Source organism: Lacihabitans sp. CS3-21, assembly GCF_024343675.1.
Classification (GTDB): Bacteria; Bacteroidota; Bacteroidia; order Cytophagales; family Spirosomataceae; genus Leadbetterella.
In genome coordinates this window covers 12,469-39,170 of the sequence record NZ_RJUD01000113.1, presented here as the reverse complement: position 1 = coordinate 39,170, position 26,702 = coordinate 12,469, and the positions used below count along the sequence as shown (strand labels likewise).

The following is a 26,702-nucleotide window of genomic DNA, read 5'->3' as shown; positions in this document are numbered from 1 at the left end:
TTTACCTTATTTCTATCATTTTTCTCTCCGAAATAACTTTTCCTTTTTCATCTTTTCCGACCAACTCAATCACATATTCTCCAGGCAAAGACAATACTTCAAATGAAACAAGAGCTTTTCCATTCTCGCCAGTTTCGATATTTGGATTCCAGTAGATGGTTGACCTCTGTTCTATTTGACCTATCCGATGCCCATCTTTGTTTTTTGTGGGCAAATAGAAAGATTTAGGGTTTGAAAAGCCCAAGAATTTAAAAGTCTTTACATCTGGGTCTTTTTTCTTAGCAATGTTTTTTGATGGTTCGTTTAGGTAAGTTTTGGTATAAATTACTATCAAAGATTGTGCACCTTGTACAGATGTAACTGCATTTTGATAGATATCAATTTTAGCTATGGCTGAGGAAGTTAAATGTTGAATATCAGTTGGGCTCTGAATTTCAAGTCCATCAACAATAATGCTTGGTCTCTGTGGAGTTAAAAAGCCTGGACGGTTCCACCTAATATCTAGAGTGTGTTTTTCAACATCATAAACAGTTTTTAGGTTGGGTAAAAGGCTCGTTAAAGTCATCAATACATTAGGTGCACTACTTTTGACTATTTCTTCTGTGTTAAAACTTTTGTTTGGGTTACCATAAAGTTTTCGTTCTTTGAGCAGTTGTGGGTTTTCCGATTTTTTAGCCTTTATTTCTACTTCATCCAGCAATATCATTTTTTCAAGGTCAAAATCATAAGATTTGGGACTGTTTTTAATCCCGGTTTCTTGATATTCTGTAACAGTTTTTATGGATTTTGAGAAAATGTAATCAAAATTAGGCCTGCCAAAATCAGTTAACTCTAAATCTCTTAAAGGTTTGTTTTTCTTGTCATAACCTTTTAATGAAAGGCTTATGCTGTCAGTTTGAAAAATATTTTGTAGAAGAAATTTTTCATTTTTGTCAGATTCCAAAAACTCCACATTGCTGTAGTTGGCTCCGAAATTCCAAACTGTGGCTTCCGGTTTTTTAGTAGTTTTACCAACAAAAGCTCTTCCCGCAATTTCTACAGGAAAGATATTCTCTTTTCTTCCGTGTTGCGTGATTGTTTCGTTTTCAAAAAATGACTTTGAACTGTATTCTTTCTTAACAACCGAAATGGAATAGGACTCATTAGGCTGACCGTTTACACCAAATGTCAAATGCTCGCCGTTTTTAAAAATTGTTTTTTCTAATTCAAGGATGCTCGAAGATTCATCCGAATTGCCTTCTATATTGGTCGTAAAACTTTCATTGCTAGTGAGAATCTCGATTTCTGCTATTGAAGATTTACCAGAGCTTCTCATCTGATTGGTATAAGCTCTTAAGGCATATTTTCCGGCTTGGAGTGTGTCGGACAAATTAAACTCTCCCCAACTTGATCCATTTTCAGAACGCAAAATTTTCGAATTTCGCAATTCCCCTTTTTCATTGAACAAATCGATATAAACTACGCCACTTTTACGCTCAGCGGTTGTTTTGTATTCCTGATAAATTTTAAACCAAATGGTCTCACCCGCATAAAATCTCGACTTGTTAGCATGTATTGAAATTTTTTCTGTCGTTTCGGCTGAATTTGATGTGACAACTTCTTCGTTTTTGATTGGAGAGACAATCGCTTGCTCTTTTGACCGAAAATCTAAGGGAAGTATTCCAGAAATCTTAAGGGAATTTAAGTCGCCAGCAGGAAAAATATCGTAAGGATTTAAAGCATTTCCATCTTTATCCGTCAATATAAAGTCATTTTCGGCCTGTAGCCAACTTATTGAATGGCTAATGTCAGAATAAGGATTGTTATAGGGTTTTTGGTTTTTTGCATGAATTTCAAGGTTTTTTGGCACAGATATTTTGAAAGTTCCATTCGCCAAAGTGTCAATTTTAATCTTTTCAATCTTTAGTTTTTCTATTGATTTATCAAGTTCTGAGTAGAAGTAATTTCCCCGGACTGCGTTCGAATTTTTCTTTGGTACGTAAAATTCCTGATAACAGTTCTTCTGAAGAATAGATTGAAATATAAACTTACTGCTGTATTTGAAGGCCTTTTCTCGGGATGTTTCCCACGATTGTTTTTGTTTAATGTCAGTTGGCGTTTGTTCTATGAAGAAAATATTGGAAACAATTCGGTAGTCGCTGCCATTGGAGAGAAATTCCTTTAAGTCAAGAATCAATTTGTATCCCAACGCATGGTTGGTGATGTTTAACGGTACTTTTGAGGTTGCTTTAAGACCATTTTCGGTTTTGGCAAATTCAATTTCGTATGGATTTTCTATTTTGCATTTTTGTGCAAATTCGCTTGTGCCGAAAAATAGTTTTAGAAATTGCTGATATTGTTTTTGCCAGTTTTTATCTTTTTGAGATTTAACCTCGAAGTCTCCCATCAGATTTTGCACGAGTTTTAACTCTATCGTAATGTCGACATTAGTTTGTCCTAGGAGGTTTATTTCTTTTGTAAAAGATTCATAGCCAACATATCTGACCACCACCTCAAACTTTTCCAATCCTACATCATTGATTATAAAATTTCCGGTTTCATCAGAAGTAGTTGCTTTAGTGGTATTGTTTATAATTACTGTTCCGTAGGCCAGTGGTTCTTTGGTTTCATGGTCTATAATTTTGCCTTTGATGGTTTTTTGAGAATATGAAATACTAAATTGTAAAATGAGCAGTAAAAGGGTAATAGATGTGCCAAGAAACTTTTTCATTTTATTCATGAAGTATTTGTCTCTAAAAGGTGACAGGTTCCTAATTGGGAAACAGTAGTTAAAAGAATCTCTCAATTTAGAAATAAAAATTGTTATTCCAAGACAATTAATTTTGCGTATTTATCTTTGCCTATTAAAATACAGTAAACAGCTTTTTACGTTCGTATTATTTAACTAATCTTTTATCTGCTTGAACTCAGCTCTCCTCATATTCATAAAAAACCCTGAACTCGGAAAAGTAAAAACCCGATTGGCGGCCACCATTGGTAATGAAAAAGCACTGGAAGTTTTTAAGAAACTTCTGGTAAATATCCACGACAAATCTTCAGAAGTTTCAGCTGATAAACTTTTGTTTTATTCTTCTTTTGTAGATAAAAACGATATTTGGGAAAACCACATTTTCAATAAAAACCTCCAAATTCAATCACCTGACTTAGGGCAAAGAATGCTTTCAGCATTTGAGAAAGCCAAAGAAATGGGGTATTCCAAAGCCTTAATTGTAGGAAGTGATATTTATGAGGTGACTACAGATATCCTTAACCAAGGATTTGAATACCTCGAAAACTCAGAAGTGGTTTTGGGAGCCTCCCATGATGGTGGATATTATGCCATTGGATTCAATTTTAAAAAAATAAATTCAGATACTTTTCTACAGCAAATTTTCCTAAATAAGTCCTGGAGTCATGAAAATGTGGCTCAGGAAGCATTGAAGGTCATAAATTCATTTTCCTACGCTTGCAACTTTCTCCCAACCCTCAGCGACATTGATACGGAAGATGATTTGAAAAATTTTCCAGACTTATACAATATTCTATAAAAACTAATGTTTTAGTTTTGTAACTATCTTTTTTGTCGTTCGTAGAGATCATATTTTTACAAATGCTTTGACAACAAACTGTTAAAAATTGTAAAATACATGCTTTACATTTTTATAAAAGAGAAACCAAATCCAAATTGCACTCGAATATTCACTAATAAACTGTTAATTATGAAATTAAGACTATTACTATTGTTCTTTGCCTTGTCCACATTTACGGTATTTTCCCAGAATGGCTACAGTATCAAAGGCTCTCTTATCGACAACGAAAACGCTCCGCTCTCTTTTACTTCTGTGTTTTTACTAACTCCATCAGATTCATCTTTGGTTACTTTTGTAAGAGCAGATGCCGATGGGAACTTCATTTTTAAGAATGTAAAAAAGCAAGATTATTTGATTAAAGCCACGTTTTTGGGCTTTGTGCCTATGCAAGAACTTATCAAATTTGATGCTGCTAATCTTAATAGAGATTTGGGTAAAATAACTTTAAAACCCATACAAAAGGAACTCTTTGAGGTAGTAGTAAGAACTGCAAAAGCACCCATCAACATCAAAGGAGATACCGTAGAATACGACGCCAGTAAATTTAAAGTACCGCCTGGCTCAACTGTAGAAGATTTGCTTAGGAAATTGCCGGGTGTTCAGATTGATGCCGATGGCAATATAAAAGCACAAGGCGAAGAGGTGAAAAAAGTGACTGTGGATGGTAAGAGATTTTTTGGAGACGATCCAAAATTAGCTACTAAAAATTTACCAGCAGAAGCCATTACCAAAGTGCAGGTTTTTAATGATAAATCTGAGCAATCAAAATTGACGGGTATAGATGACGGTAAAAAAGAAAAAACAGTAAATCTTGAACTGAAAGAGGAATTTAAGAAGGGTGGTTTCGGTAAGGGAACCATTGGAGCTGGAACAGACGAACGTGTAATGGCTAAGGCCAACTACAATAAATTTGACTCCAAAAACCAATTTAATGTGGTGGGTTTTGGCAATAATATCAATCAATCGGGTTTGTCGAATAATGATTATCAGGACTTTAGAGGTAGCCAATCATATAATTGGAATGACAACGCAGACTTCGGATTTTCCCAAGGTGGTATGCGGTTTATTTACTGGGATGATAACGAAGAGGAAGGTCTTGAGTTGCCACGTTCGTGGGGGCCAGGTCAAGGATTGTCTAAAAACTTTGCGGGTGGTATAAACTATAACTATGATACCAAAAAAACGAAGGTGAGTTCAAATTACTTTTTCAATCAAACAACTCAAAACCTTGATCAAACCGTAAACGCTCAGACTTTCTTGCCTACTTCTAATTATTTCAATAATGAGATAAGCCAGAATCGTAATTTCTCAGAAAACCATAGACTGAGTTTTAGGTTTGAGAAACAGATAGATTCATTAAATACACTAGTTTTGAACGTAAACGGGAAAGTAGGAACGCGTTCGCAACAATCTAATAGTTCTAAAGAGTTTTTGAATACTAGTAGTGAAAAATTCAGGAACCAAGTCTCTGAGAATGGCTTTGAGGGAGATAATTTTATTCTTTCGACAGCTTTGATTTACCGTCATAAGTTTATGAAAAAAGGTAGAAATTTTGCCTTATCTGGCACTTACAATGTCAACAATAACGATCAAGAAGGTATTCAGAAATCAAACATCGAAGAGTTTAAAGTTACTGGAGAAAGCTTCCCGCTCTTTGGAAGAATACCAAATATCAATCAAAACGTTGGGGCATTTACCAACACAGAAGAAATCAAATCGAGTGTACTGTTTATAGAGCCATTAAGTAAGAAATTCTTCTTGGAGACCTTCTATAATTTTGGAAATACCAATCAGTTGGTTGACAGAGACGTTTTTGATTTATTTAGCGATTCCAAGCCAAGAGTTGATTCTCTGAGTAGATATTTTGACAACACCATTACGAATAACAGATTAGGTTCTTCCTTGCGATATTCCAACAAAGGATTCAATATTGCTTTTGGCATGGCTGCTCAAAGAATTTCGTTGGACGGAATACTTTCAAATGATCAGGGAAAACCAACCATTGGTCAAATTTCTAATTCCTATGATGCTTTGCTACCCAATATCAGTGTGAATTTTGACCTTAAAAATAACAAATATCTTTATGGAAGCTACGAAGTAGGCATGGAAGCACCTAAAATCCGAGATTTACAACCGTTCACTGATAATTCAAATCCACTTTTTATCAAAGTTGGTAATCCTTCTTTGAAACCCACTACCAATCAGGGTGGTTCTTTGGGCTTTGGAATGTACAACCCTGTTTCGTTTATCAATATCTGGACAAACGTAGGTTATAACTATTACAAAAATCAAGTTATTTATAATCAGCAAATCAATAGCAGTTTAATCACGACTTTGACACCTGAAAACATAACTGGTGGTGACAATTTTAATTATTCAGTGAATTTTGGTTTTCCGATAAAGAAAACCAAAGCCTCGGCATCGGTGGGTACCTATAGCAATATGGGTAAAAATTTGATTTACATAAATAACCAATTGAACGAAAATAAGAACAATAATGTAAACCTAAATGCTAGATTAGACCTTACTCCAGTTGATTGGTTTTCATTGTTTTTGTCAGGTTCTACAGGTATTAACAATGCCAAATATTCACTAAGCAGTAGTCAAGATCAAAAGTTTTTTAATAATACGGTAAGAGCAAACATGGTTTTGCAAATGCCCAAATCGGTGTTTTTGACGGCAGATTTTAATTATAATCAATATAAAAATACCAAATTAGGATTTGATCAGAAACTCCCGATTTTGAACCTCAGTACTTATAAAGTGGTAGGGAAAGCCAAAAAATCAGAGATTAGATTGAGTTTGTACGATGCGTTTAAGAAAAACGTAGGGGTAAGACAAAGTGCTTTCCAAAACATTATTCAAAGTACAGTTTCACAAACATTGTCTCGCTATTTTATGGTGTCTTATACCTACAATATGCGTGGAGTGGCGGCAAGTGTCAAAAAATCAAGATGGGAAAACTAAACAACAACAATCAAATGAGAAAGATAATAATTGCGATATTTTTTTTAGGTTTTATACAAGCCACGTTTGCCCAAAACTCGGCAGGGAAGATTACGTTTGAAAAGAAAAGAGATTGGGTGAAAATACAGAGCAAAGCCACGTATCTGTCTAAAGAACAGAAAGATAGGATGGCCCAGACTTGGAAAAATGAGACAGAATATAAACAAAAAATGGTCTTGACTTTTAATGAGAAACAAAGCCATTATACGTTTGAAAATCAAGAAGAACAATCAGAGGATGGCACATATTCTTGGAGAAATGACCTGATGGTGATTACCAGAGATTTTGAAAATGGGAAGATTTTGGAATTGTACGAGACTTTGGGAAAATCCTATGTGGTGGAGGATTCATTGAAGTTTAGTAAATGGAAAATCCTGAATGAGATAAAGGAAGTGAGCGGGTATATTTGTATGAAAGCATCCACTTATGATCCTGTGAAACGACAAAACATCGTAGCTTGGTTTACCACAGATATTCCAGTTTCGGCAGGCCCAGAGAGATTTGGAGGCTTGCCAGGTATGATTCTCGAAATAAACATTGACGATGATGCCATCGTGTATACACCCAGCATTATTACATTGGCGGCTACACAAGAAATACCCAAATTACCCAAAAAGCTAAAAGGGAAAAAAGTAGATATTGATTTTCTAAATAAGGAAACTGAGGAATATATTAAACAGCAAGAAGCAATGCACAATTTCCCTTGGGCTATTAGATATTAAGAATGTTTTTTTGAAGATTAAACCTCGTTTTTGATTGCATGAACGAGGTTTTTTTTGGCCATAATTTGTACCCAAAAAACATATTGACAATCGATAAATTTCAAACGGATTGAACAGATTTGACAAGGATTAAATTCTCTTTCTGTCGAACTTACTTTGGTTAGATGAGAGAGATTTTTCAAGATAAGTTTATTAAACCGTATGTCTATCTTAAGTTTTCAAAACAAAGACTTTCCTACGCTATCAATATGAGATATTAAATCCGAGTTTTCTAAATCATAATAACTCAAAACATCCACTTGGTAAGGAATTGGGAGACTTTCATTCAAAATGCCTGAAATGTCTAGGGCCAATTTTAAGCAGTTTCCAGACCCTTTTATAGCCAAATCTATGTCGGAGCCATTTCTATAATTTCCTTTTGCTCGGCTTCCAAAAACCAAGACTTCTTTTATTTCAGGATAACTTTCAAAAGTTTGCTTGATGTATTCAAAGGATCGATTACTTATTCCAAATGCATTCATAGTTTTTCAGACAAGTATTTTTCCAATGTTTTTAACCTTTCAAAATATGCGTTTTTTATCAGACTGTAAGCCAGCTCTGCATTTTTTTTATCATAAGTATGGCTCATCAGGTTTCTTTTTTCAAGCATATCAATCCAAGTATCACCGTCTTCTATTATTTCATAAGAAAAGGCAGTTTTTAATACTTCTCTTGGAAAGATTACTTCTATATCGGCTTCTTTGAGATAGTCTTTCATGGTTTTCCATGCCAACTCAAAAGTGTATTCAAAAATCTGTATTATTCCTGATTTTTCAAGATCTGACGGCTTCGAAATTTCAATGCCTTCAGTAAGATTTCCTAGAGCTAGCTTGTAGTTCTCAAATCGCTGTTTCCACCTAATATCTTGATTGTCCATAGACTTCAATATTTAAAATCTAAAAATAGTAAATTTTTGCTATAAATTAAATTTTACAAACCTTCACTTCTTCTTCGCAAACCACCGATAAAATCTCGAACCTTCAATGTCGGCCATGTAGTTCCAGATGACGTTATTGTTTGGATTTACGATGGTTTTGTGGTCTTGAATGAGAATATCTTTGCCTTCGATATCTTTGAGTATTTTCCCAACTTTTTGAAGTTTTGGATTTTCTGCGGCCATCAGCTGGTCGTCCCAGTCGGTTTTATGACTGATGTTTTCGGCTGAGGTCCAGATAATGGGTTTGCCCACCTCAAATCCAATATGCCATATGGCACTCACACCCATATAGGCCAAAACTGCCCATTTTCTCCAACCCGATTTTTCTTCAATCAAAAACTGCCCAACCAACAACATCAAGAAAAACAATGCAGGTATAGAAAGTCTTCCAGGGAAATCAATGCCAAAACCCTGCTGAAAGAATGGAAGAGGAATCAGGACAATAATAACCAGCCAATAAAGTGCATTTTTTTTGAATTTTGAACTGATCAAAAAGGCAATAATTGCCCATGAAAGCAGATAAAATACAATCAGTATTTTTGGTCTATGGTGCAGCACTTGGAAAAACTTACCTGCCTTGTTAGAGTCGATATAAATAAAATTCAGACCAACTACAAGAGCCGCTCCAATGATATTTTGAAAACTGAGATAATGTTTTACGTTTTTCCATAAATCGTATTTAAGTGTACCTTCGTAGTTTTTGCAAACACTAAAAATGATAAACGGAAACATACCCACAAAGGCAAAAGGGCTCAAGAAGAATGTGAGGCTATACAAAAAGATAATGTTCTGTTTTGGCCCTTTATTGAATATTAAAAGCAATATTAGCCAAGCTGTAAGCGACTGATTAAAAGTCCAGTAGATAAGTCCCAAGTTGCTATCAGCATAGAGAATCATCCCCGCCCAAAGTGGATTGGCTTTTTCGGTATAAATATCTATGAAAGAGTTTTTGTATAGTGCTCCAATAAAAAATAATGTTCCCCAGCCAAAAAATAGTAAAAGGAGTTTGTAGTTGAATTTTCTGAGGTATTTGCCCGTTTGGAAAACCACCAAAACTGTTCCAATGAAAGTCCATAGAAACAAAGCAAATCTGCCAAATTCTAAACCAAAAGCTTTGCCAACAGCTGCTGCGGGAAGATAAAAACCGAGATAATAAGTCATCATAGTGGTTTTTCCTTCCAGAAAATGCCCAGGGAAACCCGAAACTTTATACATCACTGGCCAGTCATACTTTACTAAATCGGCAAACAAGGCTCCACGATACAAGTGGTCATTATTTTGGTAAGTATAGTGTCCAATACCTGAGAAAAAAATGATGAACAAAATAATCAGCAGTGATACCCAAATGACTCTCGGATTTTTGCTTACCAAATAATTTATAGAGAAATCAGAATGAACGTTTTTTAAACAAAGAGTAATGGAAACCAGTGTAATGCTCGAGAACGCAATAGAAGAGGTCAGATTAAGCCATGCAAGACAAAATATCAGGAATGGAAGACTCAAATATAGATAAGAAGCCTTGGTCAATATGCCATCCCAATTCGCTTTCATCGGCCCTCTTCTTCTAACAGGTTAGTAGATCTTTTGATAACTTTCAGAATCAAATATACAGCAGTGCTGACTGCAAAGCCCCAAAACCAAAAAGTTGGTTTAAAAGTGTATTCGCCCCATTTGATGTATTCACCCACAATTTCGAAGATATAAAATAAGCCAAACATGGCCGCCACGCCGTTTTTCTCTTTTTTCAAAATCTTTTTAATCGAAAAAGGATATTTGGGTTTTATTGGAGATTTCAGTTTAGGTATAAATGCAGGTTTATCAGAGGCCCAAGTGAGATAAAGCTCACCGAATTTTCTTCTTAGAAATGCTTCTTCAGCAAACATAATGCGTTCGTAGTAAACCCAGTAAGTAAATGTAAATGCCACCAAATACCACAAGTCGGCTGTTATCATAGCTACGCCTAACCACATCAAGAAATTACCTAAATACAAAGGATGCCTTACGATGGAGTAGATGCCAGTTTGGTTTAGTTCATCGGCTACCTGACCTTCGGCTGTATTTCTTCCTGAAGTATTTTTTGGGGTATGGCCGACAGCATAAGTTCGCACCAACAGCCCCAATAAACCAACAGCCAAGCAAATTAGCCAGTAGTTAAAACCCAAACCTGGGTAGCTCATATCGTAAATTTTGTAGGCATAAACGCCTAAGCCAGAAGCCAAAAAGACTATGGGGATGTAACTTCTGTATCTGAACAATACATTTCCTTGATCTTCCAGTTCTTCTATTAATGCCATAAATATTTTTGGTTATTCGTCGCAAAGGTAATCATAAAAGATTTTTTGACCGAAAAATCTTTAGCATTGAATGCTTTTGAGCTTTATTTATAAAGTCTTTATTCTCCTGAATATTTGATTTTTAAATTTAACGATAGAGAAGTTTTGCAAATTTCAAATCTCTTTAAAAGACGCTTTTTCGAGTACTTTTGGTAGAATCTCTTGGTCTTCGAGCAAAATGGTCTTTTTACCGCCAATCTCTTTTATTTCCAACTCCCAGTTCATAGAGGCGGCTAATTGTTTCATCATTACTTTCACTTGGTTGGCAGCTATTAAGGGCAAATCACTTTCTTGTGCTTTTTCTTGCATCATTTTTTTTGCTTCTGCCAGTATAGAGGTATAATCCTCGTTGTTAAATTTGCTCAAAAGTCCTTGATTGATATCGTAAAATTTATAATCTGTATCGACTGAAAGTATCTCGGCGGGAGCAAACTCTTCAATTACAAGTTTTCTTTCCGAATTCTCTCTACTAAACTTCATTTTGCTGAAATCATATCCTACAGATACTTTCGCTTTTGCCACCACCAATGCTTTGTTGCTTGATTTAAACAGTCCCCAAAACTCCTTTTTGGAATTATGGTCATAGATTTCTGTGAAATATCCTTCCGCCAATACTACTTTAAATACTTTTTCAATTCTTTCAAGCAAAACGTTGGATTCTACTCTTAAACTTTCTGTATTGTCTTTAAGCTTTTTACCGTATATCCAGTTAAAAACCTGCCATGAAGCCAAGCTTCCAACAGCCAAAGCTATGATGAATAAAAGAAATTCCATGTTGTATTTTGTGATTTGAAAATCTAAATTAAGAACATATTCATAAATTTGTTCAAAAATTACAGAATTCCTTATCGAAGCCAAATTGCCTACTTTAATAATAATTGTTGGACCAACAGCCGTTGGCAAGACTGATTTGTGTGTAAAACTCGCAAAATGGTTGGTTTGTGATATAGTTTCCTGTGACTCACGGCAGTTTTATAAGGAGCTGAGCATTGGTACGGCCAAACCTAGCTGGAAGGAAATGAATGGAATTAAACACCATTTTATTGATTCTCAGGGTATCGAACAATTGTTTAGTGCTGGCGATTTTGAGAGAGACTTGAGTGTTTTTTTAGAAGAATATTTTAAAAAAAACAATGTAGTTATAATGACAGGAGGCTCTGGATTGTTTGTTGACGCAGTGGTTAACGGATTGGATGATATGCCAGAAGCACCCATTGATTTAAGAGCTGATTTAATGAAGAGGCTAGAAAACGGTGAAAAAGAAGTAATACAAAATGAGTTAAAAATTTTAGATCCGGAGGCTTATTTGAGCTTAGATATTCAAAACACGCAACGTTTAATAAGAGCTTTGGAGGTTTGCTTAAGTACCGGGAAAACCTACACAAGTTTCAAGAAAAAGACTCAGAAAGAGCATTTTTATGAAATTATTAAGATAGGAATAGAGCGGCCAAGAAACGAACTTTACGAACGAATCAATCAGAGGGTGGATAAAATGTTGGAAGATGGATTATTGAATGAAGTGGATGCTCTTAGGAATTTTAGATCTAAAAACGCACTCCAAACAGTAGGGTATAAAGAGGTATTTGGGTATTTTGATGGTGAATATGACTATGCCACAATGGTTGAACTTATCAAAAGAAATACACGTCGATATGCTAAAAGGCAGATGACTTGGTTTAAAAATAAAGATAAATTCGAATGGTTTGATGCTCAAGCTTTTGAAAGCGTTAAGGAGTTTATATCTAACAAGATTATATAAAAAACTCAATTAATCCTGCAAAAATTAACCAAGAAACACTATTTTTATTTCTGGATTAACAGAAAATACCAGCTTCCAAAAAAATATAAAATATGTCAAAAATAATAATTGCCATCGACGGATATTCTTCATGCGGAAAAAGCACCACTGCCAAAAAGGCAGCTGCCAGCATGGGGTACAGTTATATTGATACTGGGGCGATGTATAGAGCGGTAACGCTATATTTTATTCAGAATCATGTGTCTTTGTCAAATTCTAAGGAAGTTGAGACCGCTTTAAATAATATAACTATTGAGTTTAGAATTAATGCAGTTGGGCAGAACCAGACCTATTTGAATGGACTAAATGTGGAGGATGAAATTCGGAAACTTTATGTGGCAGACAAAGTAAGTGAGGTAAGTGCAATAGCTGCTGTGAGACATGCTATGGTAGATCAACAGCGAAAAATGGGTAAGAAAAAAGGTTTTGTAATGGATGGCAGAGATATTGGAACTGTTGTGTTTCCTGACGCAGAACTGAAGATTTTTATGACAGCTGATCCATTTATACGAGCACATCGCCGACAGATAGAATTAATGACAAAAGGAGAAGTACTTGACTTGGAAGATATACTCGAAAACATCAAAAAGCGTGATGTTATTGATACCACAAGAACTGAAAGCCCATTAAAAAAAGCAGAAGATGCGGTGGTAATTGATACCACTTTTATGACGCTCGATGAACAAGTAGACCAAGTTATTCTAATGGCAGACATGGTGGTGCTTAAAAAATGGAAAGCTTGAAAAAATACGATTTTTTAATAGTAGGAAGCGGTTTAGCTGGTTCACTTTTGGCAAATGAGTTACTCAATTATGGTCAGAAGATTTTAGTTTTTGAAGATCTAAGCATGAAATCTTCGAGCATGGTAGCTGGTGGAATGGTAAATCCCGTTACAGGTAAATATTTGGCAAAAACATGGTTAATTGAAGAGCTTTTTGGTTTGTTATTTGATTATTATCGCGGCTTGGAATTGGATTTTAAGGCTAGTTTTTTTCATCAAACGGGTTTGTTCAGGCCTTTCGCAAATGAAGAAAGCAAGATAAACTTTCTGAATCAAATTGAAAAACATCAACTAAAAGATTATATAAAAGTTTTGGAAGATACTTCAGCCTTCTCTCCCCACTTTGAGGCGAATTTGGGTGGTATGTTTACTGAAAAGGCAGGATGGTTAGATGTACCCATTTTGCTGACCAAAATAAAAGAGAAATTAAAGTCTAATGATTCGTTTAACGCAGGAAAGTTTGACCACATCAGATTGAAAATTGAGAACGAAGGCTTTTATTATGAAGATATTTTTGCTGAAAAGATAATTTTTTGTGAGGGCTTCAACGTCATAAATAATCCATTTTTTAGTTGGCTACCATTCAATCCAGTTAAAGGAGAAACGCTTCTTGGCACTATCAAAGATTATGAGATAAAACCAATTGTAAATCAAGGGAAATGGATAATGCCGCTTGGTGGCGATAAAGTGAGAGTTGGAGCTACCTACAGCTGGCATGAACTTGATTTTGAAAATACAGAGAATGGAAAAGAAGAATTACTCTTCAATGTCCAAAAGGTACTCAAAACAGCATTTGAGGTGACTTCTCAACAAGCTGGAGTGAGGCCATCTACCAAAGATCGAAGGCCTATTTTGGGAAAACATCCTGCTTATAAGTACATGTATATTTTCAATGGACTTGGCACCAAGGGCGTTTCTCTGGCACCGTATTTTGTAAAACAACTCTTGGATTTTATTTTTCAACAAAAAGATATTAATCCCGAAGCAAACATTGAGAGGCATTATGCGTTATATTCGTAATAATAAATTGGTTTCGTTCGAATTCTTGACCTTTTCTTAAACTAATGAAGTCTATAAAAACATTACTTTTTACTGGGGTTTTGTCGGTTTTTCTGAGTTTTACATCATTTGCTCAACGTTATTATGGCGTGACAGGGGAGGAGTTTGGCAAAAGTAAAATTCAAAAAAAACGATTTGACTGGAAAACCATTAAAAGCAACAACTTCGAGTTTAATTTCTACAGAGGGGGGGAGGATTTAGCCAAAAAAGCAGCTAAAAAAGCCGAAGAAGAATACGAAAAAGTGACTGAAACTCTTGGCTACACGCCTTTTTCGGTCATGAAAGTTTTTATTTATAACTCGCCAGAAGATCAAAAACAAAGTAATATAGGCAACACCGCTCCATTAGATTTGGATGGCGGGATCTTGAATCTTTCAAAGGCTAGGGTTCAGCTTCCATATAAAAAGAGTGATTCTTTGTTTTATAATCAGCTCATAAAAGAAATAGCTAATTTGTTTGTATATGATATGCTCTACGGGGGGAGTTTGAAAGAAGCTGTACAAAGTCAGTTGTTACTTATGGTGCCAGATTGGTACATTAGCGGTATTTCTGCTTACATAGCAGAATCTGATAATTCATCAAAGTACGAACAGTTTAAAACTGTAATTGCTGAAAATCAGCATCATAAGCTTTCACAGTTGCGTGGCAAAGATGCAGAGCTCATTGGTCAGTCAATTTGGCATTATATAGCCATAAAATACGGTAAGGATAATATATCAAATATTTTAAATCTCACGCGTATTATTCGAAATGAACAGTCTAGTATTACCAGTACGCTGGGATTATCATTCACCAAGTTTCAAAGAGAATGGCGTGCATTTTATTTAGAAGGTAGTGTTTTAAAAGAACCTCTTAAAGAACTCACAAAACAAGAAGAAATAAAACCGGTAGTTGGAAATACCATCTCAAATCTAAAAAGTGGGGAGATAGACACTGATAATTACGTATTTGATGAAGTTAATATTCAAAAATTCAAGCTTTTAAAGAAAACTGAAGACGTTCCAAATTTAGGAATCGAGGATATCAAAAGTGATGTCTTGAAAAAATCGGGGGATGCATTTAAACTCAGTCAAGTTAAATCTTATAACAACTTATTGGTTTCTGGTGGCAACGACCTAGACATTCTTATAGACCCCGCACGTAGATTTGGTGTAGGTTATAAGTTGATGTTCAATGATTTGTTAGAGAATAATGTTTTTATGTTGAAGACTTACGTGCGTCCTTCTGCTCCATTTTTTAAAAATTATGATTATACACTTTCTTATGGTAATTTTTCTAAAAAGATAGATTATGTGTTTAAGTTTGAGAAGCGGTCTATAAATTTTGAAGGGATAGACGAGGATAATAATTATTTGTTTAGGCCCCTTAAAATTTATCCTCAATCAGACAAAACTATATTGCTTTCGCGTAGAATTGTATCTCAGAAGTTTTCTGTTAGTGTAATTTATCCGTTTTCTGAAAACTTAAAATTCGAGTTTGTTCCGTCGATTTTGAAAGCAACTGACATTGACTATGAATTACCAGGAAGAGAAAGTTTAAATAATCTTTACATATCTGGAGGGGCACATTTGGTATATGACAACACCAAAACCAATTCAAACGGAATAGACTTAGGAACCAAGGGTAGGTTTTCAGTGGAAAAAAATATCAACTTTAAAGACAATAAGCAAAATTTTGAAAGCTTAAACTTTGACCTTAGACATTATCAAAAGCTAGTCAAAGGCTTGGTGTTAGCAGGTAGATTTAATCTTGGTAGGTCTATGGGGAATTCACCTAAATTTTCTTATTTAGGTGGGGCTGAAAATACTGTTAATCGTACCATTTATGATGCCCAAGGACTTTTGCCTGGTCCAGCGGGTGATTTTAGGGACATATTATTTTATAATTTCCCAGGTCAATTGCGAGGATTCGATTTCGCAAGATTGTTTGGCAACAATTATATACTTTCCAATTTTGAGCTTAGAGGCCATTTGGCTGAATATTTCCCTAGAAGTTCGATGTCTAGTACTTTTTTAAGAAGTCTTCAATTAGTAGCTTTTTATGATATTGGAACAGCCTGGAATGGAAATAAAGGGCCTTTCAGTAGGCAAAACAGCCTCAATACCATACTAATAGGTACAGATGGTATCAGTCCATTTTTTGCTGAAGTCACCAATTTTAAAAACCCTTTTCTAATGGGTACGGGATTGGGTTTAAGAACCACCATTTTAGGCCTTTTCGTAAAAGCAGATTATGCAGTAGGAAAGGAAGATAAAGCATTTTCAAAACCAAAATTATACATTTCCATAGGCAAAGACTTTTAAGTTTTTCGGGAAATATCACCTTCTCGTTTTTAGCACTTTCAAATCAATTTGGCATCGCTTACTAAATTTTATTGGATTCCTTTGGCATAGTTTTAGTAGCTATGCTATATAGCACTTTTATATACAACCTACCCAAAATATTATTAAAAGGTAGAGTTTTTTATTTAAAACTTAATTTCTGCAAGAGTCACATTATCAGTATGTTGCATATCTGATGTTTTACCCAATCAAATAAGTATATATTTTTTTCTAATTGGCATAGTTTTGGATACATTAAAGTCATGAGTAGGGCTTATTGGCTCTAATCGGTTCCAGAATTATTATTTTTTTAAGGATTTTAGTTTTCTTGAATGAAAAAAGTATACGTAATGAAGACATCATTTTCTACCAAAAAAAGCCATCAACTGACTGTTGAAGATGGGGATACTTCAATTTTGGATTTTTCCTTGCTTAATGAATTATTGGGTGAAAGTGATAATTTTTCAATTACAGCCCAAGGGCATATATCTTCTATTGGAATTGCAGAGCATGGTAGTATTAATACGATGGATATACAAGCCAAATTACACAAAAATATAAATTACAGTTCTTTATTTCCTAAACTAATGAAATACCTTTTCACACTAAAAAAATCAATATGCTTCTTAGTTCAATATATGCTAGGGGTATTTAGAAAAATTCCAAAACTAAAAAAATTGTCATTTTTCAATAATGTATTTTTGAGATATAAATATAACTTATTGGCTGTTGTGGTTTTTCTTATTTCAACTGGAGCTGCATTTGGAGCTGAGGTTGACTTGGCTATTAGACAGTCGGTAAGTAATACTACTCCGTCTGTGGGTGCTCCAATAAAGTTTACGGTGTATTTGGTAAATGAAGGAAATACCACAGCTACTAATATAGTTGTTGAAGATATTATTCCAATTGGTGGTTTAGGATCGATTTCAACTACTCAGACTCGAGGGTCTTGGTCCTATATTACCTCTACTGGAGTGGGTAGTTGGACAGTCCCAAGTTTAGCAGGAGGAGATTCGGTTAGGTTAGAAATAAACGGTGTGACGCTTAGCTCAGGTGTATTTTTTAATTTGGCTGAAGTAAAAACGAGTCCTGACACTGATATTGATTCAGTTCCAGGTGATGCCGATTTGACAGAAGATGATATGGCCACCTCTTGTTTCTCTGTACCAATTATGTGGTACACTGGAGATGAATACACTGTAGAAGTTCCAGCTCCCTTTTCCTATGGAACTGGGATTACTTGGTTTAGAAACAATCTTCCGATAGGACCAGGTGCGGCTGAAGCAACTGTAAATCCCGACAATTCATTAACAATAAGAAGTATTGGTAGTTATACATTTACCACCTCACTTACCCAATGTTCGGCTACAGGATGTTGTCCTATTATTTTGCAACAAGGTCCTATATTCGATTTAGCTTTTAGAAAAACACCGAGTTCGACGACCATAACGGCTGGTGGCCAAGTTGTTTATACTTTGAAAGCTTACAATCAAGGAAATATCAATGCTACCAATGTTCAGATTTCAGATTATATACCTACAGGACTTACGCTTGCTGATGCTAACTGGACGCAAGTCGGCAATGTGGCTACTTTAAATACGCCTATTACAACAATAGTCCCAAGCGACTCCGCAACTCGAACTATTACATTTAATATTTCGCCAAGTTATACAGGTTCAATTAGTAATTCTGCAGAAATTTCTTCCGCTTTGGGACCTATTGGACAAGCGGTTATAGATATTGACTCAGATTTGGACAGCAATCCCAATAACAATGGTACTGTTGTAGATAATGCTATAAACGGTAATGGAAAAACAGGTGGTGATAGTGACAATTCAGATATTGGTACTATTACAGTAATCCCTCCACCAGTTTTTGATTTAGCTTTGAGAAAAACCTCTGTAGCTTCTAGCGTGGTCGCTGGTGGCCAAATTACTTTTGATTTTGAGATAATTAATCAGGGAAATCAAAATGCAACAAATATACAAATATCAGATTATATACCCACAGGACTAACTTTGGCAGATGCCAATTGGACACAAGTGGGTTCAATAGCCACTTTGGTAACCCCGTTTAGTTTATTGACAGCCGGAAGTACTACTAATTTGAGCATCACCTTTAATGTTTCACCATCTGCTACAGGGTCAATAACAAATTCTGCTGAGATTTCCTCAGCAAGAGGACCTGCTGGACAAATTTTGACAGACTTTGACTCCACTCCTGATGCCAACAGTACAAACGATGGCGTATCTCAAGATGATGTTATTACAGGAAATGGCAAGACTGGTGGAGACGAAGATGACTTTGATATCAGTACAATAAATATTAGTCAGGTAGCTGTTTATGACTTAGCATTACAGAAAACTTTGTTGAACCCTGGTCCATATTACCCTGGTTCAAATTTAACATATAAAATAGATATATATAACCAAGGTACCGTGATGGCTACCGAAGTTCAAATAACTGACTATATCCCAAATGGCTTGGTTTTAGCCGATCCAGATTGGACACAAGTTGGTTCTACGGCTGTTTACAATAATCCTAATTTGGTTATTCTTGCTGGTCAAATGGTGCCTTTAACCATAGATTTTGTAGTAAGTCCAAGTTTTTCCGCAGGAGTCATTAGAAACTCAGCTGAAATTAGCAGAGCAAGAGGTCCAGTTGGTGAGGCAATAGTTGATTTTGACTCAAGTCCAGATAACAATCAAAGTAATGATGGAGTTTCTGTTGATAATGCCATAAACCAAAACGGTAAAACTGGTGGAGATGAGGATGATTTTGACTTTGGGGATATTACGGTAACCGCTTTTGCTTCAGTTGGTAATTTTGTATGGCAAGATACCAATCAGAATGGTATTCAAGATGTCGGAGAGCCTGGAATTGATGGGGTTACGGTTACCCTGGAAAGTCCAAGCGGGACATTTATAACAAACACAACAACCGCATCAAATGGTCAGTATTCTTTTACTGGTTTAATACCTGGAGATTATGTTATAGCCTTTGATAGACCATCTGGCTATACATCAAGTTCGGCAAATTCAGGAGGAAATGATAGCATCGATAGTGATGCAAATGCCACCACAGGAAAAACCGGCACATATTCTTTAGTTGCAGGTCAATCTAATCAAACAATTGATGCAGGTTTCTATGTACAAAGTTGTGCAAGCATTAGTACTATCGCCGCTTTAGACAGCGATATTTGTTCAGGTGATTCAACCTATTTAACTGCAACTTCTTCTAATGGTATAGGTATTAATTGGTATTTGGTGCCTTCTGGAGGTTCAGCAGTATTTACGACCAACAGCGGTCAAAATCATTTGGTTTATCCAGCCACCTCCACAGTATATTATGCTCAGTTGAGTACGGTATCTCCAGGTTGTCCAACTGATCGGACACCAATTGCATTGGTGGTAAATCAAAGACCTTTGAGTCCTGTAACTGATCCATCTGTAGAAGTGTGTATTGGAGAAACGGCTAATTTAAATAGTCATATTGTTAATGGAACAACTTCTTCTGGCGGTGTTTTTGAATGGCGTGTTGGAAATTCTTCATCTTCAGCTTTGGTAACAAACCCTTTGGCTGCTGGTGCGGGTACCTATTATTTATTTGAAAAATCATTAGCAGGCTGCTACAGCAACCCTGCAGTACTGGTTGTAACATCTAAAAACTGTGCTCAAATCATTGATTTGTCATTATTGAAAACGGCTGATAAACGTGCTGTAAATCAGAATGATAACATCGTCTTTACTTTACAAATAAACAATGCTGGTCCAGATCCAGCAACAAATGTTAGAATAGAAGACAGATTACCTTCTGGATTACAGTTTGTTTCTAGCTCAAGTTTAACAAATACAAGTGGCCTATTATCGACAGTTATTCCTACAATTGCTTCAGGTCAAACAGTTTATTTAACCTATACAGCAAGAGCAATTATTGGAGGAACCATCATAAATGTTGCTGAAGTTGCTTCCGCCGATCAATTGGATAGCGACTCTACACCAGGAAATGGATTAACATTGAATGAAGATGATGATGATGATGAGGTTTTGACTGTAACTATACCTAATCCAACTGCAGATTTAAGTTTGCAAAAATTGGTAAATAATTCGACCCCTTCTGTAGGTGACAATGTAATTTACACCGTGAGAATCTCTAATTTAGGTCCTATTGCTGCCACTAATGTAGAAATAAAAGATATATTACCGTCTGGATTGACATTGGTTTCTGCAACAGGAGCTGACCAAAACTTGGTGCTTGGAAATACAGTAACAGCAAGTTTTGCTACAATTTTGGCTAATTCATCGGAGGAGTTCTATATCACAGCTACAGTAACTGGCTCTGGAAGTATTTTGAATAGAGCAGAGGTTACGAAATCAGATCAACTAGATCCTGACTCAACTCCAAATAATGGAGGAGATGAGGATGATGACGATACCTATACTATTACGGTTCAGCAGCCATGTAATCCAACTACTCCATTGATTTCTTGTGCCAATCCTTATATTTGCCCAGGAGAGAATGTATCCATATCAGCAATTGGTTGCAACGGTATAGTTGTTTGGTCGAATGGCATGACTGGAAATATCATCACAGTCAATCCTACTATAACTACTACTTACAATGCTCGTTGTCAAGTAGGAACATGTTTTAGTCCAAATTCAAATAATGTCCAAATTATAGTAAGTTCTGTGGCCCCACCTTTGGTTGCTACTTCATCTACCACAGTTTGTGCTGGTGGTTCAGTTACCTTAACAGCTTCAGGATGTTCAGGAACGGTAACATGGTCTAACGGAATGTTGGGTTCGTCTATAGTGGTTAGTCCTACTGCCTCTGTAACCAATTATACCGCCACTTGTAGTGTACTTACTTGTGTTAGTAATGCTTCAAATTTAGTTGCGGTGACTATCACTGGAAGTCCAGTTGCTCCTCAATTATCCGTTACAAATGCTAACATTTGTTCAGGACAAAGTACTACCTTATCAGCAGCACTTTGTACTGGAGTAGTTACTTGGTCAACGGGTCAAACAGGTTCGAGCATAACAGTTTCGCCTCTTACAACGACAAATTATACGGCAACTTGTTCGGTTGGCTCATGTGTTAGCTCAGTATCTTCTCCATTGGTGATAAATGTTGGAACTTCACAAACCCCATCAATTTTGGCTTCAAAAGATAATACATGTGGTGGAGAGCCAGTTACTTTAACAGTAAGTAATTGCACTGGTGGAATACTTTGGTCAAATGGAGGTACGACACTTTCTATATCGGTAACGCCTACCGCAACAACTACCTATTCGGTAACTTGTGGAACAGGTACTTGTGCAGCAACAGCACAAAAGGCTGTTAACGTAGGTGGTTTAGGTATGACTCCAACTATCACATCTTCAAGCAATAATATTTGTGCAAATACGCCTATCACATTATCTGCAACTAATTGTACTGGAACAATAACATGGTCACTTACCTCAAATACTGCAGTAACCTTGGGTACAGGAAATACTTTAGAAGTTAGTCCAATTACGTCAGTGTCATACACTGCCACATGTGCAACTGGCACAGGTTGTAGCGGATATGCTTCAATAGCCATCAATGTAGTTATTAACTCAGCTCCGCCAATCGTAACTTGTGGAGCAGAAAGAATATGTGCAGGTGATAGTTTGGTATTTACAGCTCATAATTGTTCAGGAATAGTCAATTGGTCGAATGGATCAACAGGAAATATAATGGTAGTACGACCAGTTGTAAATACTACATATTCAGCTACTTGTACAATCAATAGTTGTGTAAGTCCTGCTTCTACACCAGTCTTGATTACTGTAAAAACACAAACTCCGACAATATCTGCTACTTCTGAAACTGTTTGTGGAGGTGGAAATACCACTCTTACAGCGACTGGTTGTACAGGTACTTTAAGGTGGAGTACGGGAGATTCAACAGTTTCTATAACCGTTTCTCCATCAGTGCAAACTTCATACTCTGCAACTTGTACAGTAGAAGGATGTGTTGGTGTAGCCTCTAAAGTAATTAATGTTGGAACAATTCAAGCTCCAACACTTACAGCATCTTCTAGTTCTGTTTGTGCTGGTACACCTGTGGTACTAACCGTTACAAACTGTACTTCAAGCGTTACATGGAACACAGGTCAAACAGGCAATACAATTAATGTTACTCCAGCTAATTCTACAACTTATTCTGTAACATGTGGAACGGCCTCGTGCTCAGGCACCGCAAGCGTTAACATAACTGTAGCTCCAGCTGAAGTACCAGTTATCACTACTACAAATGCATTCATTTGTTCAGGACAAAGCACCACGCTGACAGCCTCAGGTTGTTTAGGTACTTTGACTTGGAGCACTGGAGCAACAACCGCATCTATTACAGTAAGTCCTATAGCAAATACAACTTATACGGCCTCTTGTGGAACTGGAAGTTGTATACGGTCAACAAGTCAAGAGATTACTGTCAATAGCAAAACACTGCCAGTAGTGACAGCATCCAAGGATACAGTTTGTGCAAATGCATCGGTTGTTCTAACAGCCACAAATTGTACCAACGGCTTGCTTTGGAACACAGGTGCGACTTCGACCGCAATAACCGTAACACCAGCTATAACTACCATGTATACAGCTACTTGTGGCACAGGTACTTGTGCCGCTGTAGATACTATAACTGTTACAGTTTCAGGAACTTCTATAATCGAAATTCCTACTATAACCACCAGCAAAACCCCAACCATTTGCCTTGGAGACTCGGTAACGCTAACAGCAAGTACTAGTGGGCTTTACACGCATCTATGGAGTACTGGAGCAACCACTAGTAGTATAAAGGTTAAGACTTCAGGCACCTATACAGTTCAATATATAAATGCAGGTGGATGTCGTTCTGTAAATTCTGCCGCTGTAGTTGTAACAGCTAATAATTGTGATACTACACAAGCTGTGGCTGATATTCAGGTAACTATATCAGGTAATAAAACAAATGTGACAATTGGTGATACCGTGATATATACCATCCAAATTAAAAATAATGGACCTTCAAATGCAACCAATGTGGTGGTACTTAATGAAGTGCCAGAAGGTTTGATGATTCTTGGCGGAACTCCTGGATTGCTAACTGAAGGCTCAAATTTGAAAGTAACAATACCTGCCTTGGCAGTTGGAGAAACCAAAACATATACTTATGCTACTGAACTAACAAAAGCAGGTATTATTAGCAATGTTGTTAAAAAGATTTCTGCAGATCAAACAGACCCAGTAATCATCAACAACATGGATGAGTTTACAATTGAGTGTACTACTTGTCAAGAAACTTGCGTATCTACAGCTTTCAAAGCAGATACTATAAGACAAACCAATGGTAGCTACAATATTAAATTTACGGCATTGATCAAAAATTGTGGCAATGTGGCTTTGGATTCATTAGAATTGGAGGAAAATCTAAGTGCTATGTTCCCAAGTCCAACTCAATTTACTATGGTTCAAAAACCTACAACTAATGTTGGAAGCACCTTAGTTGGAAACGACGGATTCAATGGATCTACCAATACAGCCGTATTAAACAGGATAACAAGTAAATTACCTACAGGCAAAACAGATACTGTAATCTTTATCATAAACTTGCTGCCTATGGGTACAGAAGGACCTTATTCTACCAATACAATAGCGAAAGCAGTAGGAAAGACTGCATTTGGTATCAATCAGACAGTTTCTGATGTGTCTAATGATGGAAGCGTTGTGGTAAAAGCTTTAGCAGATCCTACAGTGGTAAGGTTGTTTAAATCTCCTAGTATAGCTATAGTATTATCGGTAAAAGATACCGTAAAACAAGGCAATGGAAGTTACAATGTTACCTTCCAAGCAATCGTTAAAAATAGTGGCTCTGTCGATTTGAACAATGTGATAGTTACTGACACTTTATCGAAATATTTCGGAGATCCTGCTTCATTTACAATGGTAGGTACACCTGGACTAAATTTGACAAGCACTTTGACCTCAAATCCAGCATTTAATGGAAGTTCTGATCCAAGACTCACGTTACCAAGTAGTAATTTGCCTATTGGAAAACAAGACACCATCATATTTATTATGAACTTGGTTACCGGAGATAAGAAAGAATTCCAAGATCAGGCAATTGCTTCTGGAATTGGAAATTTATCAAATGGGACAACTTCAACTGTGACTGATATTTCAAACTCAGGTATAAATCCAGATGCACCAGGAAGTGTACCTACGCAATTGATTTTTAGCACAGAAAACCAAGGGTCGGAGATCACTGCTTGTGTTGGGGTCGCTCTTACTACTGTAAACAAAACTAAACTTAGCGATGGTACCTATAATGTAACCTATCAAGCGATTGTACAAAACTGTGGTAATTTAACCCTGAACAATATATCAATTTGTGATACACTTAGCAATACTTTCTCTTCGCCAACAGAAGTAAAGGTAGTTGTGAAACCATTCACAAGTGTTGGAAGTACCTTAGCAGTCGATACTAGCTTCAATGGTGTAACAAACACTTGTTTGTTAAAATCAACTTCTAGCAGTATGATTCCAGGAAAAATTGATACTTTGAAATGGACAATCAACGTGAAGTTAAATAGTAACAATGGCCCATTCAGAAACAATGTTACAGTAAAAACTACTAGTCCAAGTGGCCAAATTGTTTCCGATGTTTCAAATGACGGAATTAATCCTGCTCCAGCAGGCTCAAATCCAACCATATTGAATTTCAACGATAACATCCCTGACGAATTGATAGGTTTGGCTAAGAAACTAGTTGGAATTACCAAAGTTGCCAATAGAACTAAGGTTTTCGATATCGAATTTAGTTTTGTAATGAAAAACTATGGTATTGTGCCATTCTCAAAAGTTCAATTGCAAGACAACTTAGCTTATACTTTCGGCGACAAAGTAATTATTGACTCGGTTTATATCAAAGACCCAGAGTCTGGTTTGGTAGCGAATGCCAACTATACTGGTAAGGGAGAATTAACCAATGTATTGGCTGATTCATTGAGTTCATTGCCGCTCAATACTACCAAAACAATTGGTATGGTAGTGAGAGTTGATATGAGCCAAGCAGATACATTGAGATATGAAAATATAGCTCTTGGAATTGGTTACTTTACAGATGGTTCTACGTCTGACCCTTCAGCAGATGGTACTAATCCTGATACAAACTTATCTGGTGACCCATCTGATGATTCAGACCCAACAGTTATTGACTTTACAGGTTTACTTGATCTAACACCTATAACTCCGCTCGGAATCGCAAAATCTGTGGATACGCTTGGTAGTGCAGATGGTAGTTACTTATTGACCTACAAAGTGATAGTTAAAAACTTTGGTGCCATTGCGTTAGATAGTGTTCAATTGACAGATGATTTGGATGATGTGTTCAGTAATAAGACCCAATATGTTTTAATCGGAGTGCCTACGCTTAGTGATAGCAGTACATTGAAAATAAATACCAGCTTTGATGGCGATACTGTTAAGACCTTGTTGGTAGCGTCTCAAAGTAAACTGCCAGCTGGTGCATCAGACACAATCACTTTTAAAGTGAAGGTTATGAATAATGATCTTGAAGCACAGACCTATCTGAACACCGTCAATGGTACAGCACTTTCTGATACTGTTCTTGTCTCTGATAAATCTACAGATGGATTGGTTCCAGACAAAAACAATGATGGAAATCCAGGAAACGATAGTGAGCCTACTGGTATCACCATTGGGCCAGGAGTTGCGGATACCACTGCGGTAAATGTGATTGTTTATGGTGGTGTATCTCCAAATGGAGATGGGTTAAATGATGTATTAGTCATAAAAGACAAAGACAATACAGTAAATCTGACAGAAGACGATAATATTTCGATTTTCATTTACAACAGATGGGGTCATTTGGTATTTGGGTCTGAAAATTACTTTAAAGAATTCCCACAAGATGTGGACTCTAATGAGCCAAATGGATGGGATGGAAGTTCAAACACAGGGGTTAGACTTGAAAAAGATAAATATGTTCCAGATGGCACTTATTATTACGTGGTATCAAGTACAAATCCGAGGTTGTTTGGAGGTAAACCATATGTGAATTTTATTACAATTAAACGATAAGATTAAAGAATGGAGAAATATTTTTTTCTCC

14 protein-coding genes are annotated in these 26,702 nt (G+C 36.3%); 8 read left to right on the top strand and 6 right to left on the bottom strand.

The genetic code is table 11. The features are described from left to right. Position 1 precedes the first annotated feature (1 nt). Complete coding sequence (locus tag EGI24_RS20080) at positions 2-2,710, bottom strand: carboxypeptidase-like regulatory domain-containing protein (RefSeq protein ID WP_255050404.1); 2,709 nt, start codon at positions 2,708-2,710, stop codon at positions 2-4. 190 nt (positions 2,711-2,900) lie between these two features. On the opposite strand from EGI24_RS20080, the gene EGI24_RS20075 reads away from it, so the two are divergent. The 3 genes from EGI24_RS20075 (at position 2,901) to EGI24_RS20065 (ending at position 7,297) form a co-directional block, all read left to right on the top strand. Further along, entirely contained in the window at positions 2,901-3,527 is a 627-nt protein-coding gene (locus tag EGI24_RS20075) for a TIGR04282 family arsenosugar biosynthesis glycosyltransferase (protein ID WP_255050403.1), read from the top strand. Between the two features lie 171 nt (positions 3,528-3,698). Continuing rightward, positions 3,699-6,536 carry an outer membrane beta-barrel protein gene (locus EGI24_RS20070; protein ID WP_255050402.1) on the top strand — a complete coding sequence of 946 codons (2,838 nt, stop codon included), beginning with the start codon at positions 3,699-3,701 and terminating at the stop codon, positions 6,534-6,536. A gap of 14 nt (positions 6,537-6,550) precedes the next feature. Beyond that, positions 6,551-7,297 carry a GLPGLI family protein gene (locus EGI24_RS20065; RefSeq protein WP_255050401.1) on the top strand — a complete coding sequence of 249 codons (747 nt, stop codon included), beginning with the start codon at positions 6,551-6,553 and terminating at the stop codon, positions 7,295-7,297. A gap of 218 nt (positions 7,298-7,515) precedes the next feature. On the opposite strand, the gene EGI24_RS20060 is transcribed toward EGI24_RS20065, so the two are convergent. The 5 genes from EGI24_RS20060 to EGI24_RS20040 all read right to left on the bottom strand — a co-directional run bounded on the left by EGI24_RS20060 (position 7,516) and on the right by EGI24_RS20040 (position 11,380). Continuing rightward, complete coding sequence (locus EGI24_RS20060) at positions 7,516-7,818, bottom strand: nucleotidyltransferase domain-containing protein (RefSeq protein WP_255050400.1); 303 nt, start codon at positions 7,816-7,818, stop codon at positions 7,516-7,518. Then, positions 7,815-8,213, bottom strand: coding sequence for a nucleotidyltransferase substrate binding protein (locus EGI24_RS20055; RefSeq protein WP_255050399.1), 399 nt, complete (start codon positions 8,211-8,213; stop codon positions 7,815-7,817). Before EGI24_RS20055 ends, EGI24_RS20060 begins: the two co-directional genes overlap by 4 nt. 63 nt (positions 8,214-8,276) lie before the next feature. After that, complete coding sequence (locus tag EGI24_RS20050) at positions 8,277-9,824, bottom strand: hypothetical protein (protein ID WP_255050398.1); 1,548 nt, start codon at positions 9,822-9,824, stop codon at positions 8,277-8,279. After that, positions 9,821-10,567, bottom strand: a complete 747-nt coding sequence (locus EGI24_RS20045) for an isoprenylcysteine carboxylmethyltransferase family protein (protein WP_255050397.1) — start codon at positions 10,565-10,567, stop codon at positions 9,821-9,823. Before EGI24_RS20045 ends, EGI24_RS20050 begins: the two co-directional genes overlap by 4 nt. A gap of 153 nt (positions 10,568-10,720) precedes the next feature. Then, positions 10,721-11,380, bottom strand: coding sequence for a DUF4230 domain-containing protein (locus tag EGI24_RS20040; protein WP_255050396.1), 660 nt, complete (start codon positions 11,378-11,380; stop codon positions 10,721-10,723). 85 nt (positions 11,381-11,465) lie between these two features. Between EGI24_RS20040 and miaA the strand changes: the two genes are divergently transcribed. The 5 genes from miaA to EGI24_RS20015 all read left to right on the top strand — a co-directional run bounded on the left by miaA (position 11,466) and on the right by EGI24_RS20015 (position 26,671). Then, positions 11,466-12,365, top strand: coding sequence for a tRNA (adenosine(37)-N6)-dimethylallyltransferase MiaA (gene miaA / locus EGI24_RS20035; RefSeq protein WP_255050395.1), 900 nt, complete (start codon positions 11,466-11,468; stop codon positions 12,363-12,365). Between the two features lie 92 nt (positions 12,366-12,457). Further along, positions 12,458-13,147: a (d)CMP kinase gene (gene cmk / locus EGI24_RS20030; RefSeq protein ID WP_255050394.1), complete on the top strand. Its 690-nt coding sequence runs from the start codon at positions 12,458-12,460 to the stop codon at positions 13,145-13,147. After that, a complete protein-coding gene (locus EGI24_RS20025) occupies positions 13,144-14,205 on the top strand; it encodes an FAD-binding oxidoreductase (RefSeq protein ID WP_255050393.1) in 1,062 nt (353 codons plus the stop codon). The genes cmk and EGI24_RS20025 overlap by 4 nt, the downstream gene beginning before the upstream one ends. A 44-nt stretch (positions 14,206-14,249) precedes the next feature. Then, positions 14,250-16,547, top strand: a complete 2,298-nt coding sequence (locus EGI24_RS20020) for an outer membrane protein assembly factor (RefSeq protein WP_255050392.1) — start codon at positions 14,250-14,252, stop codon at positions 16,545-16,547. Between the two features lie 368 nt (positions 16,548-16,915). Continuing rightward, a complete protein-coding gene (locus EGI24_RS20015; protein ID WP_255050391.1) occupies positions 16,916-26,671 on the top strand; it encodes an SdrD B-like domain-containing protein in 9,756 nt (3,251 codons plus the stop codon). The last annotated feature ends 31 nt before the right edge of the window (positions 26,672-26,702 follow it).

Coding starts and splice junctions, on each gene's coding strand:
- EGI24_RS20060 (WP_255050400.1), bottom strand. CDS start 7,818: ATGAATGCATTTGGAATAAGTAATCGATCCTTTGAATACATCAAGCAA.
- EGI24_RS20045 (WP_255050397.1), bottom strand. CDS start 10,567: ATGGCATTAATAGAAGAACTGGAAGATCAAGGAAATGTATTGTTCAGA.
- EGI24_RS20020 (WP_255050392.1), top strand. CDS start 14,250: ATGAAGTCTATAAAAACATTACTTTTTACTGGGGTTTTGTCGGTTTTT.
- cmk (WP_255050394.1), top strand. CDS start 12,458: ATGTCAAAAATAATAATTGCCATCGACGGATATTCTTCATGCGGAAAA.
- EGI24_RS20070 (WP_255050402.1), top strand. CDS start 3,699: ATGAAATTAAGACTATTACTATTGTTCTTTGCCTTGTCCACATTTACG.
- EGI24_RS20065 (WP_255050401.1), top strand. CDS start 6,551: ATGAGAAAGATAATAATTGCGATATTTTTTTTAGGTTTTATACAAGCC.
- EGI24_RS20040 (WP_255050396.1), bottom strand. CDS start 11,380: ATGGAATTTCTTTTATTCATCATAGCTTTGGCTGTTGGAAGCTTGGCT.
- EGI24_RS20050 (WP_255050398.1), bottom strand. CDS start 9,824: ATGAAAGCGAATTGGGATGGCATATTGACCAAGGCTTCTTATCTATAT.
- EGI24_RS20055 (WP_255050399.1), bottom strand. CDS start 8,213: ATGGACAATCAAGATATTAGGTGGAAACAGCGATTTGAGAACTACAAG.
- EGI24_RS20015 (WP_255050391.1), top strand. CDS start 16,916: ATGAAGACATCATTTTCTACCAAAAAAAGCCATCAACTGACTGTTGAA.
- EGI24_RS20080 (WP_255050404.1), bottom strand. CDS start 2,710: ATGAAAAAGTTTCTTGGCACATCTATTACCCTTTTACTGCTCATTTTA.